This is a genomic window from Mucilaginibacter flavidus (assembly GCF_024055575.1).
GTDB classification, from domain to species: Bacteria; Bacteroidota; Bacteroidia; order Sphingobacteriales; family Sphingobacteriaceae; genus Mucilaginibacter; species Mucilaginibacter flavidus.
On record NZ_JAMXOE010000025.1, the window covers coordinates 1 to 14,395 of the forward strand.

A 14,395-nucleotide genomic window follows, 5' to 3' on the forward strand; every position below is an offset into this window, starting at 1 on the left:
CAAGCCTACCAATGGGGTAATACCCGAAAGGGTCACTGGCGAACGGTACATAGTCCAATCCTTACCAGCGCCTTAAACAACGCACTTCTAAAGAGAGCGGGGTTTGTAAGTCTGAAAAACATCACAACCCCGCTGAAAACTGTTAATGTTTAATGAACCGCCTTATGCCGAACGGCACGTACGGTGGTGTGAGAGGACAGTAAGGGAAATAATCCCTTACTTCCTACTCGATGATTTGATTTTTTACATTAAGCCTCAAATCAAAAAGTTAAATTTGCCGGTATGTTTTGGTACGAAGATGAAGTAAAACGACTGGAAACAACCGGCCGGCAAACAGGTTATAAAGCCGGGACAATTTTCTATGGCAGCTCAACCATCCGGCTATGGGATAGCATGCAGAGCGATCTTCCCAACCTGCAACCTGTTAACCTTGGCTTTGGCGGTTCGACCCTGGCGGCCTGCGTTTGGTTTTTTGCCCGGGTAATGCATGGCTATAAGCCCGAACGGTTAGTTGTGTATGCGGGCGATAATGATTTGGGGGATGGCCGGCACCCCGAGGAAATATTTATCTTTTTTCAGCAACTGGCTGCTGTTGCCAAACAGCATTTTGGCGACCTGCCATGTTATTTTATTTCGCTAAAACCAAGCGTAAGACGGTGGAACATTGCAGACCAGTTTAGTTTTACCAACGGCCTGATAGCAAAGGAAATAGCCGACCGCCTTCCCGATTGGCAATATATAGATGTATTTACGGCTATGCTCAACGCTGATGGACGGCCCAACCGGGATTTATTTTTGGATGACGGCCTGCACCTGAGCAGCCAGGGGTATAACCTGTGGAAAACAATTATTGCTGATAAAATATGTGTCGATTGTTAACCCAGCATTTATCTTCAGTTAACACGTTTTAAGGACATTTGCCCGACTAAGCCATACCAATGAAGAGGGAATATCACAAATGGTATAGCGACCGGATGCAACGGGAGATGGAGTTGCTGGTTTTTGGGCATAGTGGAAGGGCGATACTATTTTTCCCTACCCGTATGGCCCGTTTTTTTGATTACGAAAACTGGGGTATTGTTGATGCCCTGCGGGAGCGTATAAATAACGGCGAATTCCAGCTGTTTTGCGTTGACAGTGTCGACAACGAAAGCTTTTACAACAATAATATCCACCCTGCAGATCGTATCAGGCGGCACTTGCAATATGAGCAATACATTCTAAAGGAAGTAGTCCCGCTAATGCAGTCACGGAGCGGCGGTAGTCAATTGCAAGTGGCTGGCTGTAGTATGGGCGCTTACCATGCCGCCAATTTTGCATTAAAGTATCCGCAGCTTTTTAAGCGTCTAGTCTGCATGAGCGGGCGATACGATCTTACCCAAAAAATCGAGGACTTCAGGGATCTTTTTGACTCCTATCACAACGAAGATATTTATTTCAACATGCCGCAGCAGTTTTTGCCGAACATATCTGACTGCACACTTTTAAATTCGATACGCGCAATGGAGATCATTGTGGCTATTGGTGAAACAGACCCTTTCATAAACGACAACCGTTATTTTAACCAGATGCTTTGGGCAAAAGGCGTCGCCAACCAATTTTATGTATGGAGCGGTTTTGCACACCGGCCCAGGTATTGGCGGCAAATGGTTGCGCTATATTTATAATTCAGCAGGTTTAATTGGGGTTGATTCGATATTCAGCGAAGTGGAGCGCAAAATCGAAAAAACACAGAGTTCGTGGCACTTTTAACCTTTAAAAGTGCCACGAAATATCGTTGAAGATTCTGAAGAATGTGACCAACTATTTATTCTTTTCGGCCCACTGTTTTATAGCGGTGATGGCCTCGTATAATACGCCTGCTTCGCCTCTAAAGTCGCCGGAACCTTCGGCTTTGCCGGTTTGTACATTGTACCACTCATAAAAACCTTTATTAGCGATAACCCTGTTGAGCATGGGCGACAGTTCCTTGTAGGCATCCGCTGGCATATTATACAATAGGAGAGGAGCGATCATACGGCCGCCAAACCATGTCCAGTCTCCGGCGTTTTGATAATTGTAAGGGGCCATATTAGGGTACGCCTCTTTAGGATACGGGGGGTAAACAGTAATGCCGATGGTAGCATGTTTTTCTTTGGCAGCAGCTGCCAGCATTTGCCGGTTTATTTCCTTAACCTCGGCAGGGATATTAAAGCCAGCCTGAATAGCACAAATAGATCCGCCTAAATAAAGTATCCGGTCTTCATTAAATCCGGACGGAAAAGGGCTTCCGTTTAAATAAATATGCGGATGGTATTTTTGAACCTTGGCATCCCATAAATACTTGCGTACATTTTTGGTAATTCCGGCTGCTACAGCCGCCCAATCGTTGGTGCTTTTGTAGTTCTTGGGTTTCATGGCTATAAAATCATGAAGCGCCTTAACATACATAGCGTTATCGTAAATATCAGCCGACCATTTGGTTTTATCGTTAATAGCTACACCCCAGCCGCCTTCCGTCTGAACATCGCCCCAATCAATGGTGGTGGCCCCGGTAACCAAACCATATTTTGCCGACCATCTGTCTTTTTGAATATAGTTAAACGCGTCTTCCATGCGCTGTATAACTGTTTTATTGCCAATAACCTCATCAAGTATGGAAGTATCGCCTGTAATATCAATGTATTTTTTAACTGCCTGCACCAGCGACGATTCCTGGTCTGTTTCCACCGTGTTTTTATGTGCGGCCCAACCACGCAGTAATGGCGAATAACGGTATGCATAACCTACGTTAGCTGTAGCACTGTCAACCACGCCATCTACAATATTACCATCGGCACCCTGGATCTTAAAAAACATCAGGAGCTTGCTCTTTACCTCCTCTTTGGGATGCACTTTTAGCGAGCCTTTAATAAATGTATTAAAATCCCGGATCCAAACTTCAGCGTATGAGGTGCCGGCCGAAAAACCCGAAAGCAGTTTTAATCCCCTGGCTTCGATGGTATCCAGGCGGGCATCCGCTAATATTGTTTTTGCAAGCTGCGCTTTACGGGATTGGGTCTGGGCGCTTATTGAGCATGCTGATAACAAAATAAAAAAGGCAGATAATGATAGCTTCATATAAAAAGGGAATTAAACGATGGCCAATATGTTATTATGTACAAACATAAACACATTTAAAATATTTCCAAATTTTTATCGATCATTTTATGATTGGTAGATGAATAGATTTTCTTTTTCTATTTTCGGATCAATCTTCTTGTGGCTTATATTATGAAGAAAACAAAAACTGCTCTTCCCTATTACACAGAAATCAACGATTTCCTGGCTTCTATTCCATGGCCGGGCCGAACAACTAACCCAGACTTTTACTGTTTACGGTTAAAGCCACTAGATCAGGAAGTGAAGGTATACCGGCCGCCGTTTAAACGTTCATTTTATTTTTTTGCCCTGTTCTTCAATTCCGGTAAGATAGAAGTTAATTATGGCGATCAAACCATTCATGATCCAGATTCATATCTCGTCTTTCATTCGCCCAATCTTGTATATAGTTTTGCTCATAATAACAACCTGGAGGGATATGTGATTTATTTTAAGCCGGAATGCTTCTCATTCTTCAAGCCAGACTTTCACCAGCAATTTCCCTTATTTGATGTGTTACATACTAACCTGTTTAAGTTTGACCATGCCACATTTAAACAATTAACGCAACATTTTGAAGCTGTATTTAACGCCTATGAAAGGTCGGCCAAAGCACAGCATATTGAAGCAAGGATACAGTTACTTGGCTTGCTCTACCACCTTGAAGACTTTGCGTTGGAGAAGAAAAAGGAAATTCCCCGGGCTACAACGCAGCAGACCCTGTTGCGTAAATTTATCCAGTTAATTGATAACCATTATATCAATAAGCGCACCGTGCAGGAATACGCAGATATGCTTTCTGTTACAGCCAACTATCTCTCTCAATCAGTCAAAAGTGTTTCGGGGAAAAATGCGCTTACTTTTATCGCCGAACGCCTTGCCGCCGAGGCCAGATCCCTCATTCAATACACCGATTTTGAGGTAGCCGAGATTGCCTATCAGCTCAACTTTTCAGACCCCGCAAATTTTGGCAAATTTTTCAAAAAGCATGTGGGCCTGCCGCCATCGGAGTTCCGGAAACAATACAAGTAATTAAATTGACCTGTTTATCCAAGTTTTCGACCAAATTTCCTGCTTTAGTTTAAGTTTTTTTGCCTGATAAATTAAATATATCCAAAACGATCAGTTTAAAAACATGGCAACTAAAGTATTTATTAATCTACCTGTGACGAACCTGGCTAAGTCTATGGAGTTCTTCCAAAATTTAGGGTTTTCTTTTAATCCGCAATTTACCGATGAAAAAGCCGGATGCATGATTGTTAGCGACAGCATTTTTGTGATGCTGCTTACAGCCACTTATTTCAAATCTTTTATAGATACTGAAGTTTGCGACGCGCATCACTCCACCGAAGTACTCATTGCGCTTGACGCCGCATCGGCAGACGAAGTGAAACAATTTGTCGGCAAAGCCGAATCACTGGGCGGAAAGATATACGCCAAGGCACAGGACCACGGCTGGATGTACCAACACAGCTTTGCCGACCTTGACGGTCACAAATGGGAAATGGCCTATCTCGATATGAGTCAGTTCCCGCAATCGTAAACTGTTTAAAAATTAAACGTTATGAACTACAATTCAGCAGTAGATGCTTACATAGCCAACTCGGAAGATTTTGCAAAACCCATTCTTGAGCACTGGCGCCAGCTTATTCATGAAAATTGCCCGGGCGCCGCAGAGAAGATAAAATGGAGCCTGCCCCATTTTGATTATAATGGCGATAATATGCTTGTAATGGCATCCTATAAAAATCATTGCTCTTTCTCCTTCCTGAAGGATGGCCTAATGACGGACCCGCGCCTGAAGGCAAACAAGGACTTGAAGCCAATCCAAAGATTTTTGGGGAAGATCAGCAAAATAAGCGATCTTCCACCGGACGATGAATTTATAGCCATGCTTAAAGAGGCCGTGCTGTTAAATGAAAAAAGCATCAAGATAAAAAGGGAGAAGCCGGAATCTGACAAACCCAAGGTACTGGAAACCCCCGATTATCTGCTGGCAGCGTTAGTAGCTAACCCAAAAGTAAAGGAAGTTTTTGAAACCAAATCTAACTCTTTCCGCAAGGAATATATTATTTGGATTACCGATGCCAAAACGGATGAGACGCGACAAAAAAGAATAAGTGAAGCTTTGGAGTGGATAGCCGAAGGAAAGGGCAGGTTTTGGAAACACCAAAAATAGCCACTTGTAAAATGCCACCCTGTCTTAAAATTACTTGGAAATAGAAACAAGAAATAGTGCTATCATCTCTTGTTTCTATTTTTGCTGCGATCTCGTTGATTTTAAGCTGCAAGGCCGGACTTTATGTCGCGTAGCAGAGTCTCGTTGTAAATATCCGCGGTTGAACCTTTATCCTACTGTGTAAAGGGCTTGCTGCAGATCCCAATATGATATCCATCATTTGTAATGATGACGATGGTCAATGGTTTACGATTGCCCTCTGTTTAATTTAGTGCTGTCACTAAAAAAGCATATGGAAAGTCAATCTGTCTATCTTCAATCATTGGGTGCCGCCGAAACAGTTACCGGCTCCAAGCACTTATTAATTGCTCCTGGTTTTAAATTAATGGTAGACTGCGGGCTGTTCCAGGGCATCAAATCGCTGCGGGAGCGAAATTGGGTAAAGCCGCCGGTTGATGTGACGACAATTGACGCAATATTACTTACCCATGCGCATCTGGATCATTGCGGTTATCTGCCCCTGTTGATAAAAAATGGCTACAGGGGAAAGGTTTACATGAGTGAACCAACACGCGACCTGACCGAACTTATACTTAGAGACAGCGCCAAACTACAGGAGGAAGATGCAGACAAAGCTAACAGGCATGGCTATAGCAAACGCAACCCTGCCCTGGCATTGTACACCACGAAAGATGTTGAAGCGGCTTTATTAAAGTTTGTCACCATCGATGTTTTAAAAGAATATCGCCTTACACCTAATATCTGGTTTAAATTTTACCCGGCCGGGCATATTTTAGGTGCATGTTCGGTTGAGGTTAATTGTTATGATAAAACCGTTCTGTTTTCTGGTGACATAGGAAGATATCAATCGGAAATGCTGCCGGCTCCGCAACATCCCAAGGCTGCAGATTATATTGTTATGGAATCTACCTATGGCGACCGCTTGCATAAAACCAGTCAGCTTACAGATGAGCTGGCTTTTGTAATAAAGGATATGTTGTTTCACGGCGGTAATTTATTGATTCCCTGTTTTGCCGTGGGACGGGCCCAGGATGTGATCCACCTGTTGTATAAACTTAAACAGGAAAAGGAAATACCTGTTAGTCTGCCGGTTTTTCTTGACAGTCCGATGGCTGCCTCGGCAAGCAGGACATTGCTGCAACACACCGACTGGGTTATGATCAGCGCGAAGGAGTGTTCACAAATGTTTAGCGGGGTTACTATTAGCCAGGACTACCAGCAAACCAGGAAAATCATCCGGCAAAAAAACAGCAAGATCATTTTGGCCGCCAGTGGTATGATGACAGGCGGAAGGGTGCTGGAATATTTAAAACATTATTTGCCTGATGCTAAAAACACCATCTTACTGATAGGGTTCCAGGCCGAAGGTACCCGTGGCAGGGCTTTGTTAAACCAGGCGCCCGAAATAAAAATTCATGGACAGTATTACCCGGTGAGGGCGCAGGTTAAAGAGATTGGCGGGTTATCAGCACATGCTGACCAGGGTGAACTACTCAGATGGTTAGGAGAATTCAACAGCAAACCTTCAAAAGTTTACTTAGTTCATGGTGAACCATCGGCACAGGAGGCATTGCGGGTTAAAATTAAAGATGAGTGCAAGGTCAACACGATAATCGTTAAGGAAAATCAACCGGAACTGCTTTTTACAATAAAAAACCAGGAAACCGGGGCGGCTGAAGTAAATGACCAACCACAGGTTTCTTTGCATTCATAGCTTACCGATCTCAACTATAACATTTAATAAGTTCAGTCTGGCTGGGGCGGACTGAACCGTTGATGCATTTTTTATTTAATTATCTTCAAACCGCCCCGTTTTTTTTGTCAATCGTATTTTATAAATAATCAATTCTACTTTGCTTTCTATATCGCCGGGGTTTTTAGTGATGCCATGCCATGGGTGGTCAGAGGGGTTATTTGAAAGCGGCATAATCCGGTGAATCAGTCCCTGCATTGTGCGCTCGCGTTCATCAGCATCCGTTATTTCTTCAAACTTACCCCAGCTAATTATACTTTTCCAACGGAATATGCTTTGAATTTCGTCAACCTCGAAGCAAACATTTGGATTCTTGCGCATCATTTTAATTTTTTTTCCGGCAGACGAATGCCCATAAATGTAAGTACCATCGTAAACGTAATTGACCGGTACGATGTACGACACCCCTCGCACGCAGCAGGCAATCCTCCCGGTTACCTGCTTTTTAAGCATATCTTCTATTTGTAGCTCGCTCAGTTTACCTAACATGATAGTGTTTTTTAATCAATGTAAAATTAGTTAGATACAACCTGGCAAAGATGACAGGTGTCATTATTTACGCTGATTATTATCATGTGTTAATGTGCACTTGGGACGGGGTTTTAAAATTTGTTGAGAGTTAACCATTTGTGATGTAAATCAGTAATTCTCATGAGTGTTGTCATTAAGGGTGGCAGGGCTTGCAGCCTATCTTTAGGCTATGAAATTCACTGCAAACATCCGCGAGTTTTTTGGAGAGACCGGCAACCTAGCCGAGTTCACAGGCCGGTTTTTTTCAATCGGGATAAAACCGCGGTTTGAGATAAAGGAATTATTTAACCAATGCTACCTGATTGGTTATAAATCGCTGCCGCTAATAGCGCTTACCGGGTTTATTATGGGTCTGGTGCTTACTATGCAGTTACGCCCCTCATTGGTAACCTATGGTGTAGAATCGCAATTGCCGGTAATGGTCGGTATTGCCATAGTGCGCGAGATAGGGCCTGTAATAACCGCTTTAATATTTGCCGGCAAAATAGCCAGCAGCATAGGAGCCGAACTGGGATCGATGAAAGTGACCGAACAGATAGATGCGATGGAAGTAGGGGGCACTAACCCCTTTAAATACCTGGTTGCAACCAGGGTATTGGCAACTACAATGATGTTGCCCGTGTTAACTGTTATGGGGGACGCAATTTGTTTGTTTGGCGCCTACATCGGTGTTAATATCCGTTCGGTAACCAGCTTTCATTTGTTTTTTACCCAGGTATTTCACAGCCTTAGTTTCGGCGATTTATTACCTGCTTTTACAAAAACATTCTTCTTTGGATTTGCCATCGGCATTGTGGGCTGCTATAAAGGTTACAATTCAACCAAAGGCACACAGGGAGTAGGCAATTCCGCTAACTCGGCAGTTGTACTATCGTCTGTTATGATTTTTCTAATCGATCTGCTGGCTGTTCAGTTCACTGATATTTTAGGGCTTAATTAATATGGAAGCGGTTATTGTGATAGAACATTTATATAAAAGGTTTGGGGCCAATGTGGTGTTGAATGATTTTAGCCTGGAGGTTGGGAAAGAAGAAAATGTGGTAGTGCTGGGTAAATCAGGATCAGGCAAGTCGGTTCTTATTAAATGTATTATTGGCTTACTGAGACCCGACAGCGGAACAATTAAGGTGTTTGGTGAAAATATACCGGATCTTAATCATGAAGAATTAGACAGAATGCGGACAAAAATAGGTTTCCTGTTCCAGGGGAACGCACTGTACGATTCTATGACCGTGAGGGAAAACCTGGAGTTTTCACTGCGCAGGCATTGGATTGGTTTTTCGCAGCAAAAGATAGATGGGCTGGTTATGGAAGCCCTCGAAAATGTGGGTTTGCCCCATACCGTTGAAATGATGCCGGCGGAATTATCAGGAGGGATGCTTAAAAGGGTCGCACTGGCCAGAACGATGATCCTTCAGCCGGAAATTATTTTGTACGATGAGCCTACTACGGGCCTCGACCCGGTAACAGCAAGAGAAATAGATAACCTGATTTTAAAGCTTCAAAAAAAATATCATACATCATCAATCATTATTACCCATGACATGAATTGTGTGAAAAACACGGCAGACCGTGTGGCGCTTCTACTTGATGGGAAATGTTATGCACAGGGCAAATATGACGAGTTTGAACGCTCAACAGATCAACACATAAAGCAATTTTTTGAATAAATATTATTATGGCAAACCAGGGAGAAAACAACCTAAAGCTCGGTGTATTTGTATTGGCAGGACTAATGGTACTGATCCTGGCTTTTTACATGATAGGCAAAAACCACAACCTGTTCGGCAGTAATTTTGCTGTCAAATCGCACTTCTCTAATTTAAACGGTTTAACCGAAGGTAGCAACGTGTTGTTTTCGGGCATACAGGCCGGTACAGTCAAAACCATAAAACTGCTTAACGATACTACTATAGAGGTTACTTTATTAATTGATGATAAAGTTAGGGCATACATTCATAAAAATGCGGTTACCGCCATCGGCACCGAGGGTTTGATGGGAAATAAAATCGTAAATATTTTGCCATCACCCGGAGAAAGCCCACGCATTGAAGAAGGGGACCTACTGGCCAGTCAAAAAAATATTAATATGGATGAAATGCTGCAAACGCTGGCTAAAACCAACACTAACATTGCCGGCATATCTGAAGCCTTAAAGATTACTGTTCTGCGAATTAATAAGAGTGCCCTAATGGATTTACTTAATGACGACGGCATCGGAAAGAGCTTGAAATCATCGTTACGGCACATTGATCAAACCACTGCAAATGCAGGTGAAATGACCAATAGCCTTAATACACTGGTGGCGCAGATTAAAGCAGGCAAGGGTGGAGCAGGAATCCTGTTGGCAGATACCGGCTTCGCGAAAAACTTGCAGGAGGCTATGCTGCGGATTCGCATGGCAGGCGAAAATGCAGATAAGTTGGTTACACAGTTAAATAGAGATTTAACAGGGAGCAAAGGGCCCTGGAATGTTTTGCTAAAAGATTCCGTGGCAGCCAGAAATATAAACCGCAGTCTCGAAAATATTGAAAAAGGAACCGATGGCTTTAACCAGAATATGGAAGCTTTGAAACATAATTTTTTATTCAGGGGATATTTCAAAAACCTGGAAAAGGCAAAAAACAAGAAAAATACTTCTAAATAATGGATATATTTAAAAGTAAGCCGTTGCCCCGTTTTTTATTTATTAACTATGCGTCTGCGACCATTGCGGCAGACAACCTTAAGTATTTAAAACCGTCTCGATCATGAGACTCAGGATCGGATTTTTGATGCTTAAACTCATCTTTTTATGTTTTTTACCCGCATTGTCGACAGCTCAGGCCCGGTTACCAGATACTTTAAGCAAACCAAAGTTCGGCCGTGCGGCCCTGGAGCTAGGATTGGCTGAAATTACACCGTATGTGGTAGACAGGTATATCAGACATGCCAAAGTTTATTATATTTCTTTTAAAACTTTAAGTAATAATATTAAACCATCTAGTTGGGCTTTTGATAACGATCCCCTGGGTACTAATCAGTTTGGGCACCCTTATCATGGCAGTTTGTTTTTTAATGCGTACAGGGCCAACGGCTATAGTTTCTGGCAGGCTGCCCCGGCTGCCCTCGTGGGGAGTTATATTTGGGAAACTGCTGCTGAAAATCAGCCACCGGCAACAAACGATTTTATCAATACAGGTTTTGGTGGGATCGTATTGGGCGAGATGACGTATCGCCTGTCTAACAAGATCGTCAATAATCGCACACGCGGCGTTAAACGCCAGGTTAGCGAAGTTTTTGGACTGATAGTAAACCCAATGAATGGCTTAACCAGGATAATGAATGGGAAATGGGGTAAAGTGGCTCCCAATTCACCGGAGCGCGACTCTTCCGTTATAAACGCGGAGTTTGATCTCGGCATACGAAAGATTAATGGAGGAAAACAAGGGGGCGACTTTGGCTGGTTCGGACATATTAAACTTTTATATGGAACACCATATGAAGACTTTAAAACCCCGTTTAGCAATATTTCAATAAATACCGAATTTGGAAAGGACGATTCTACAAAAGTGAACATTATCAGCGTGTACGGTTCATTAATAGGCTGGCGCATCCGGTCGTCCGAGGATTTTCGCCATTTGGTAGTATTATCGGCCAACTACGATTATATTAACAATCAGTCGTTTTTTTATAGTGCGCAAAGTCTAAAGTTTAACCTGTTCTCGGAGTTAAAGCTGGGAAAAATTTGTAAAGTAAATACAAACTTTGGTACCGGGCTAATAATATTAGGGGCAGTACCAGACAGCTACATGTATTACGGCCGTAACTATGACTATGGTATGGGTATAGGAGTAAACGCCGGCGGAAGTGTGGTATTCGCCAACAAGTTTTATTACACATTAAACTACAGGGGGGGCTGGTTAAAAACCGTTAACGGGAATAAGTCTTACTATTTTTTACACACCCTTTCCAGTGAAGTGAGGTACCGGTTTGCGGAGAGGTTTTCTGCATGTGCCGAGGGCGGATATTTTACACTGCATGGCCATTACGTTCGCTTTGCAAATGTAAATCGCAACTATCCTTATTTGAGGATATCTGCCAGGTATGATATAAGTATCCAATAAATTAAAACGATGCAAACAGTAGGATTAGTACTTTCTGGTGGAGGAGCCAGGGCAATCGCTCACCTTGGGCTTTTACAACTAATGGATGAAATGAGTATAATGCCCGATGTAATTTCTGGCGTAAGCGCGGGTGCTATTATCGGCGCCTTATATGCATCAGGCATGGCTCCTAAACAAATATTGAACGTTGTTAAAGAAAATAACAGCCTGGCTAAAATCGTGTTGTCTTCCGGCGGGCTGTTTACTGCCACAGGTCTGCAACAGATATTAAATTCGGCATTACCTATGGATGATTTCGACAGGCTCTCCGTTCCTTTATATGTAACCGCTACCGATATGATTAGCGGAACTTCAGTAACTTTTTCTAAAGGCCCGTTAATTGATGTGCTGATCGGTTCATCGTCGGTGCCGGTGCTGTTTACGCCAAAAAAGCATGATCGGCAACGCCTGGTTGATGGTGGCGTACTCAATAATCTGCCGGCTGAATGCCTGGCGGGTAAATGCGATAAAATCATAGGTTCACATGTAAACCGCCGCTACAAACCAGCTAAAAATTTGGATAGGCTTCATGTATTCGATCAGTGCTTTCATATGGCTATTGCCAAAAATGTAGCGCAAAACTCCGCTTTATGTGACATTTTATTCGAGCCGGAATTGGATAAGTATAGTATGTTCGATATCAAATATGCTGATAGATTATTCAAAGTTGGTTATCAGACAGCCAAAGATAATAAAGAACTGACCAGCATGGCTGAAACTGTTCGTCAGTAAGGCTTTGAGTTTATGCCTCAGGTACGTATGGTTAATGGTGACAACAATCAGTTAAAAATCTGATAGTTATCATGCAGTGGCAGTAAGCTGTTCATTTAATTTGTGTATCGGTTTAGGAGTAAAAAACAACCACCGAGTGTTTCGTGATTTAAACAGGTTTTATCTGTGAACTATGAAAAAAATAAGTGCCGCTTTTGACGGTCTGAAATTCTCCGAAGGGACGCTGAACTACGCAATTAAACTTGCCGAAAATAGTAAAGCGCTATTATCAGGTGTATTCCTGGAATCATTTCTGTACCATAGTTATGGCATCTATGACGTGGTGGGAAGCCAGGGCGTATCTGAGGCAAAAATGAAACGCCTGCGGGAGAACGACGAAGAGACAAGACGCATCTCATCGGTAGTTTTTGAGTCCGCCTGCAAAAAAGCCGGAATTCCTTATGCAATTCACCACGATAAAAACTTTGCCTTGCAGGAATTACTTAAGGAAAGTATTTACAGCGACCTTGTTTTGATAGGGGCGGATGAGAACATGAGCCATTATAACGAGAAAGCTCCTACCGATTTCATCCGGAATTTTTTAGCCGAAACGCAAAGTCCTGTACTAATCGTCCCCCGGCAGTACCACGAAATTGAAAAAGTTGTTTTGCTCTACGATGGAAAACCCTCGTCTGTGCATGCAATCAAAATGTTTAACTATATGTTACCGTGGATGTGTAACAAGGAAACAGAAATAATCTCGGTTACCGACCCAAAAGAAGCCAGGCAACTGCCTGACGAGAACCTTGTAAGCGAATTTATCAAATGCCATTATCCGAAGGCGGTTTATACCTTATTACAGGGCGACCCGGAAGGGGAAATTTTAGACTATCTTAAAAATATCCCCCAAAATGTCCTGGTAGTTCTTGGCGCTTATCAGCGTGGGAATGTGTCGCGCTGGTTTAAAACCAGCATGGCCGACCTGCTATTGAAAAATACAGGCAGGCCATTGTTTATTGCACATCAAAAATAGAGGCCTTAATCATGGAAAAAATATTAGTCACCACCGATCTGTCTGCCAAATCTAAATCTGCGATCCAATTTGCCATTACCATGGCAAAATCAAGAAAGGCTGAGCTTATTATTTTACATGTGTACCATTTAACAAGGCCTTTTAAATGGACTGACGAAGAGTACAACGAATACTGGCAGCGCTTTAAAAATAGAACCATGCGTAAATTAACAGCATTTACCGCGGAGCTATTCGGCACTGCGGGGCCGGGCGTGCCATGCCAAATGGTGCTGCACAGCAATATTGATGTAGTCGACGGGATTATGGAATATGCCGATAAGCACGATTGCGCCTATATCTGCATCAGTACCCGCGGCGCCGGCAGGTTAAAGAAGTTATTTGGAACGCATACCAGTAAACTAATTAGTCATTCCGCGGTACCGGTACTGGCTGTTCCGAGCTTTTATCATTTATTGGAGTTAAAGCATATTCTGTATGCAACGGATATGATGGATTATGAAAGAGAACTGGAAAAAGTAGTCGCATTTGCGCGGCCTATCGGTGCGGATATCGATATGATCCACATTGCATATCCGCACGAATTTCAACCCACGGAACAAATCATAACAGATTTTGTAGAGAAGAAATTAAATTATCACGTCAACATCATCGAAAGAGAAAGAAACATCACACATACTTTACTGGAAGACCTTGATGCAGCTGTTAAAGCCAATAAACCATCATTGCTGGCACTATTTACACACCAATCGAAGCGGTTATTAGATAAGTTGCTGTTGCCATCTAACGCTAAAGTTTACTCATTTTACAGCAAGGTTCCGTTGCTTACATTCAGTAAAACGGAAAGTAATAAATAAAACCAGGTCACGCTGGCAAATTATCAGTTTTATAATTTAAAAAACGCT

15 protein-coding genes are annotated in these 14,395 nt (G+C 42.7%); 13 read left to right on the forward strand and 2 right to left on the reverse strand.

Features of this window, described 5'->3' with window-relative positions; translation table 11 throughout:
- Positions 1–282: 282 nt before the first annotated feature.
- Positions 283–879, forward strand: coding sequence for a GDSL-type esterase/lipase family protein (locus NAF19_RS25210; RefSeq protein WP_252793135.1), 597 nt, complete (start codon positions 283–285; stop codon positions 877–879).
- A gap of 59 nt (positions 880–938) precedes the next feature.
- Positions 939–1,667, forward strand: coding sequence for an esterase family protein (locus tag NAF19_RS25215; RefSeq protein WP_252793136.1), 729 nt, complete (start codon positions 939–941; stop codon positions 1,665–1,667).
- Between the two features lie 136 nt (positions 1,668–1,803).
- On the opposite strand, the gene NAF19_RS25220 is transcribed toward NAF19_RS25215, so the two are convergent.
- Entirely contained in the window at positions 1,804–3,099 is a 1,296-nt protein-coding gene (locus NAF19_RS25220; protein ID WP_252793137.1) for a glucosidase family protein, read from the reverse strand.
- Between the two features lie 153 nt (positions 3,100–3,252).
- Between NAF19_RS25220 and NAF19_RS25225 the strand changes: the two genes are divergently transcribed.
- The 4 genes from NAF19_RS25225 (at position 3,253) to NAF19_RS25240 (ending at position 7,034) form a co-directional block, all read left to right on the forward strand.
- Positions 3,253–4,152 carry a helix-turn-helix domain-containing protein gene (locus tag NAF19_RS25225; RefSeq protein ID WP_252793138.1) on the forward strand — a complete coding sequence of 300 codons (900 nt, stop codon included), beginning with the start codon at positions 3,253–3,255 and terminating at the stop codon, positions 4,150–4,152.
- A gap of 103 nt (positions 4,153–4,255) precedes the next feature.
- Positions 4,256–4,663, forward strand: a complete 408-nt coding sequence (locus NAF19_RS25230) for a VOC family protein (RefSeq protein WP_252793139.1) — start codon at positions 4,256–4,258, stop codon at positions 4,661–4,663.
- Positions 4,664–4,684: 21 nt separating this feature from the next.
- A complete protein-coding gene (locus tag NAF19_RS25235) occupies positions 4,685–5,299 on the forward strand; it encodes a YdeI/OmpD-associated family protein (RefSeq protein ID WP_252793140.1) in 615 nt (204 codons plus the stop codon).
- 292 nt (positions 5,300–5,591) lie between these two features.
- Complete coding sequence (locus tag NAF19_RS25240) at positions 5,592–7,034, forward strand: MBL fold metallo-hydrolase RNA specificity domain-containing protein (protein ID WP_252793141.1); 1,443 nt, start codon at positions 5,592–5,594, stop codon at positions 7,032–7,034.
- Between the two features lie 75 nt (positions 7,035–7,109).
- On the opposite strand, the gene NAF19_RS25245 is transcribed toward NAF19_RS25240, so the two are convergent.
- On the reverse strand, positions 7,110–7,562 hold the full coding sequence (locus NAF19_RS25245) for a pyridoxamine 5'-phosphate oxidase family protein (protein ID WP_252793142.1): 453 nt from the start codon (positions 7,560–7,562) through the stop codon (positions 7,110–7,112).
- Positions 7,563–7,773: 211 nt separating this feature from the next.
- Between NAF19_RS25245 and NAF19_RS25250 the strand changes: the two genes are divergently transcribed.
- The 7 genes from NAF19_RS25250 (at position 7,774) to NAF19_RS25280 (ending at position 14,347) form a co-directional block, all read left to right on the forward strand.
- The gene (locus NAF19_RS25250) at positions 7,774–8,544 is read left to right on the forward strand and encodes an MlaE family ABC transporter permease (protein WP_252793143.1); all 771 of its coding nucleotides are present in this window, start codon (positions 7,774–7,776) and stop codon (positions 8,542–8,544) included.
- A 1-nt stretch (position 8,545) separates the two neighbouring features.
- The gene (locus NAF19_RS25255; RefSeq protein ID WP_252793144.1) at positions 8,546–9,274 is read left to right on the forward strand and encodes an ABC transporter ATP-binding protein; all 729 of its coding nucleotides are present in this window, start codon (positions 8,546–8,548) and stop codon (positions 9,272–9,274) included.
- Positions 9,275–9,282: 8 nt separating this feature from the next.
- Positions 9,283–10,251 (forward strand): MlaD family protein, encoded by a 969-nt coding sequence (locus NAF19_RS25260; protein WP_252793145.1) that lies wholly within the window; start codon positions 9,283–9,285, stop codon positions 10,249–10,251.
- A 103-nt stretch (positions 10,252–10,354) separates the two neighbouring features.
- On the forward strand, positions 10,355–11,710 hold the full coding sequence (locus NAF19_RS25265; RefSeq protein ID WP_252793146.1) for a DUF3943 domain-containing protein: 1,356 nt from the start codon (positions 10,355–10,357) through the stop codon (positions 11,708–11,710).
- 9 nt (positions 11,711–11,719) lie between these two features.
- Positions 11,720–12,481 (forward strand): patatin-like phospholipase family protein, encoded by a 762-nt coding sequence (locus NAF19_RS25270; protein WP_252793147.1) that lies wholly within the window; start codon positions 11,720–11,722, stop codon positions 12,479–12,481.
- 172 nt (positions 12,482–12,653) lie between these two features.
- Positions 12,654–13,493: a universal stress protein gene (locus tag NAF19_RS25275; RefSeq protein ID WP_252793148.1), complete on the forward strand. Its 840-nt coding sequence runs from the start codon at positions 12,654–12,656 to the stop codon at positions 13,491–13,493.
- A gap of 11 nt (positions 13,494–13,504) precedes the next feature.
- Positions 13,505–14,347 (forward strand): universal stress protein, encoded by an 843-nt coding sequence (locus NAF19_RS25280; protein ID WP_252793149.1) that lies wholly within the window; start codon positions 13,505–13,507, stop codon positions 14,345–14,347.
- Positions 14,348–14,395 lie beyond the last annotated feature (48 nt).

What these genes read in the sequence shown, in the direction of transcription:
- NAF19_RS25210 (WP_252793135.1), top strand. Translation starts at nt 283, where the DNA reads ATGTTTTGGTACGAAGATGAAGTAAAACGACTGGAAACAACCGGCCGG.
- NAF19_RS25215 (WP_252793136.1), top strand. Translation starts at nt 939, where the DNA reads ATGAAGAGGGAATATCACAAATGGTATAGCGACCGGATGCAACGGGAG.
- NAF19_RS25220 (WP_252793137.1), bottom strand. Translation starts at nt 3,099, where the DNA reads ATGAAGCTATCATTATCTGCCTTTTTTATTTTGTTATCAGCATGCTCA.
- NAF19_RS25225 (WP_252793138.1), top strand. Translation starts at nt 3,253, where the DNA reads ATGAAGAAAACAAAAACTGCTCTTCCCTATTACACAGAAATCAACGAT.
- NAF19_RS25230 (WP_252793139.1), top strand. Translation starts at nt 4,256, where the DNA reads ATGGCAACTAAAGTATTTATTAATCTACCTGTGACGAACCTGGCTAAG.
- NAF19_RS25235 (WP_252793140.1), top strand. Translation starts at nt 4,685, where the DNA reads ATGAACTACAATTCAGCAGTAGATGCTTACATAGCCAACTCGGAAGAT.
- NAF19_RS25240 (WP_252793141.1), top strand. Translation starts at nt 5,592, where the DNA reads ATGGAAAGTCAATCTGTCTATCTTCAATCATTGGGTGCCGCCGAAACA.
- NAF19_RS25245 (WP_252793142.1), bottom strand. Translation starts at nt 7,562, where the DNA reads ATGTTAGGTAAACTGAGCGAGCTACAAATAGAAGATATGCTTAAAAAG.
- NAF19_RS25250 (WP_252793143.1), top strand. Translation starts at nt 7,774, where the DNA reads ATGAAATTCACTGCAAACATCCGCGAGTTTTTTGGAGAGACCGGCAAC.
- NAF19_RS25255 (WP_252793144.1), top strand. Translation starts at nt 8,546, where the DNA reads ATGGAAGCGGTTATTGTGATAGAACATTTATATAAAAGGTTTGGGGCC.
- NAF19_RS25260 (WP_252793145.1), top strand. Translation starts at nt 9,283, where the DNA reads ATGGCAAACCAGGGAGAAAACAACCTAAAGCTCGGTGTATTTGTATTG.
- NAF19_RS25265 (WP_252793146.1), top strand. Translation starts at nt 10,355, where the DNA reads ATGAGACTCAGGATCGGATTTTTGATGCTTAAACTCATCTTTTTATGT.
- NAF19_RS25270 (WP_252793147.1), top strand. Translation starts at nt 11,720, where the DNA reads ATGCAAACAGTAGGATTAGTACTTTCTGGTGGAGGAGCCAGGGCAATC.
- NAF19_RS25275 (WP_252793148.1), top strand. Translation starts at nt 12,654, where the DNA reads ATGAAAAAAATAAGTGCCGCTTTTGACGGTCTGAAATTCTCCGAAGGG.
- NAF19_RS25280 (WP_252793149.1), top strand. Translation starts at nt 13,505, where the DNA reads ATGGAAAAAATATTAGTCACCACCGATCTGTCTGCCAAATCTAAATCT.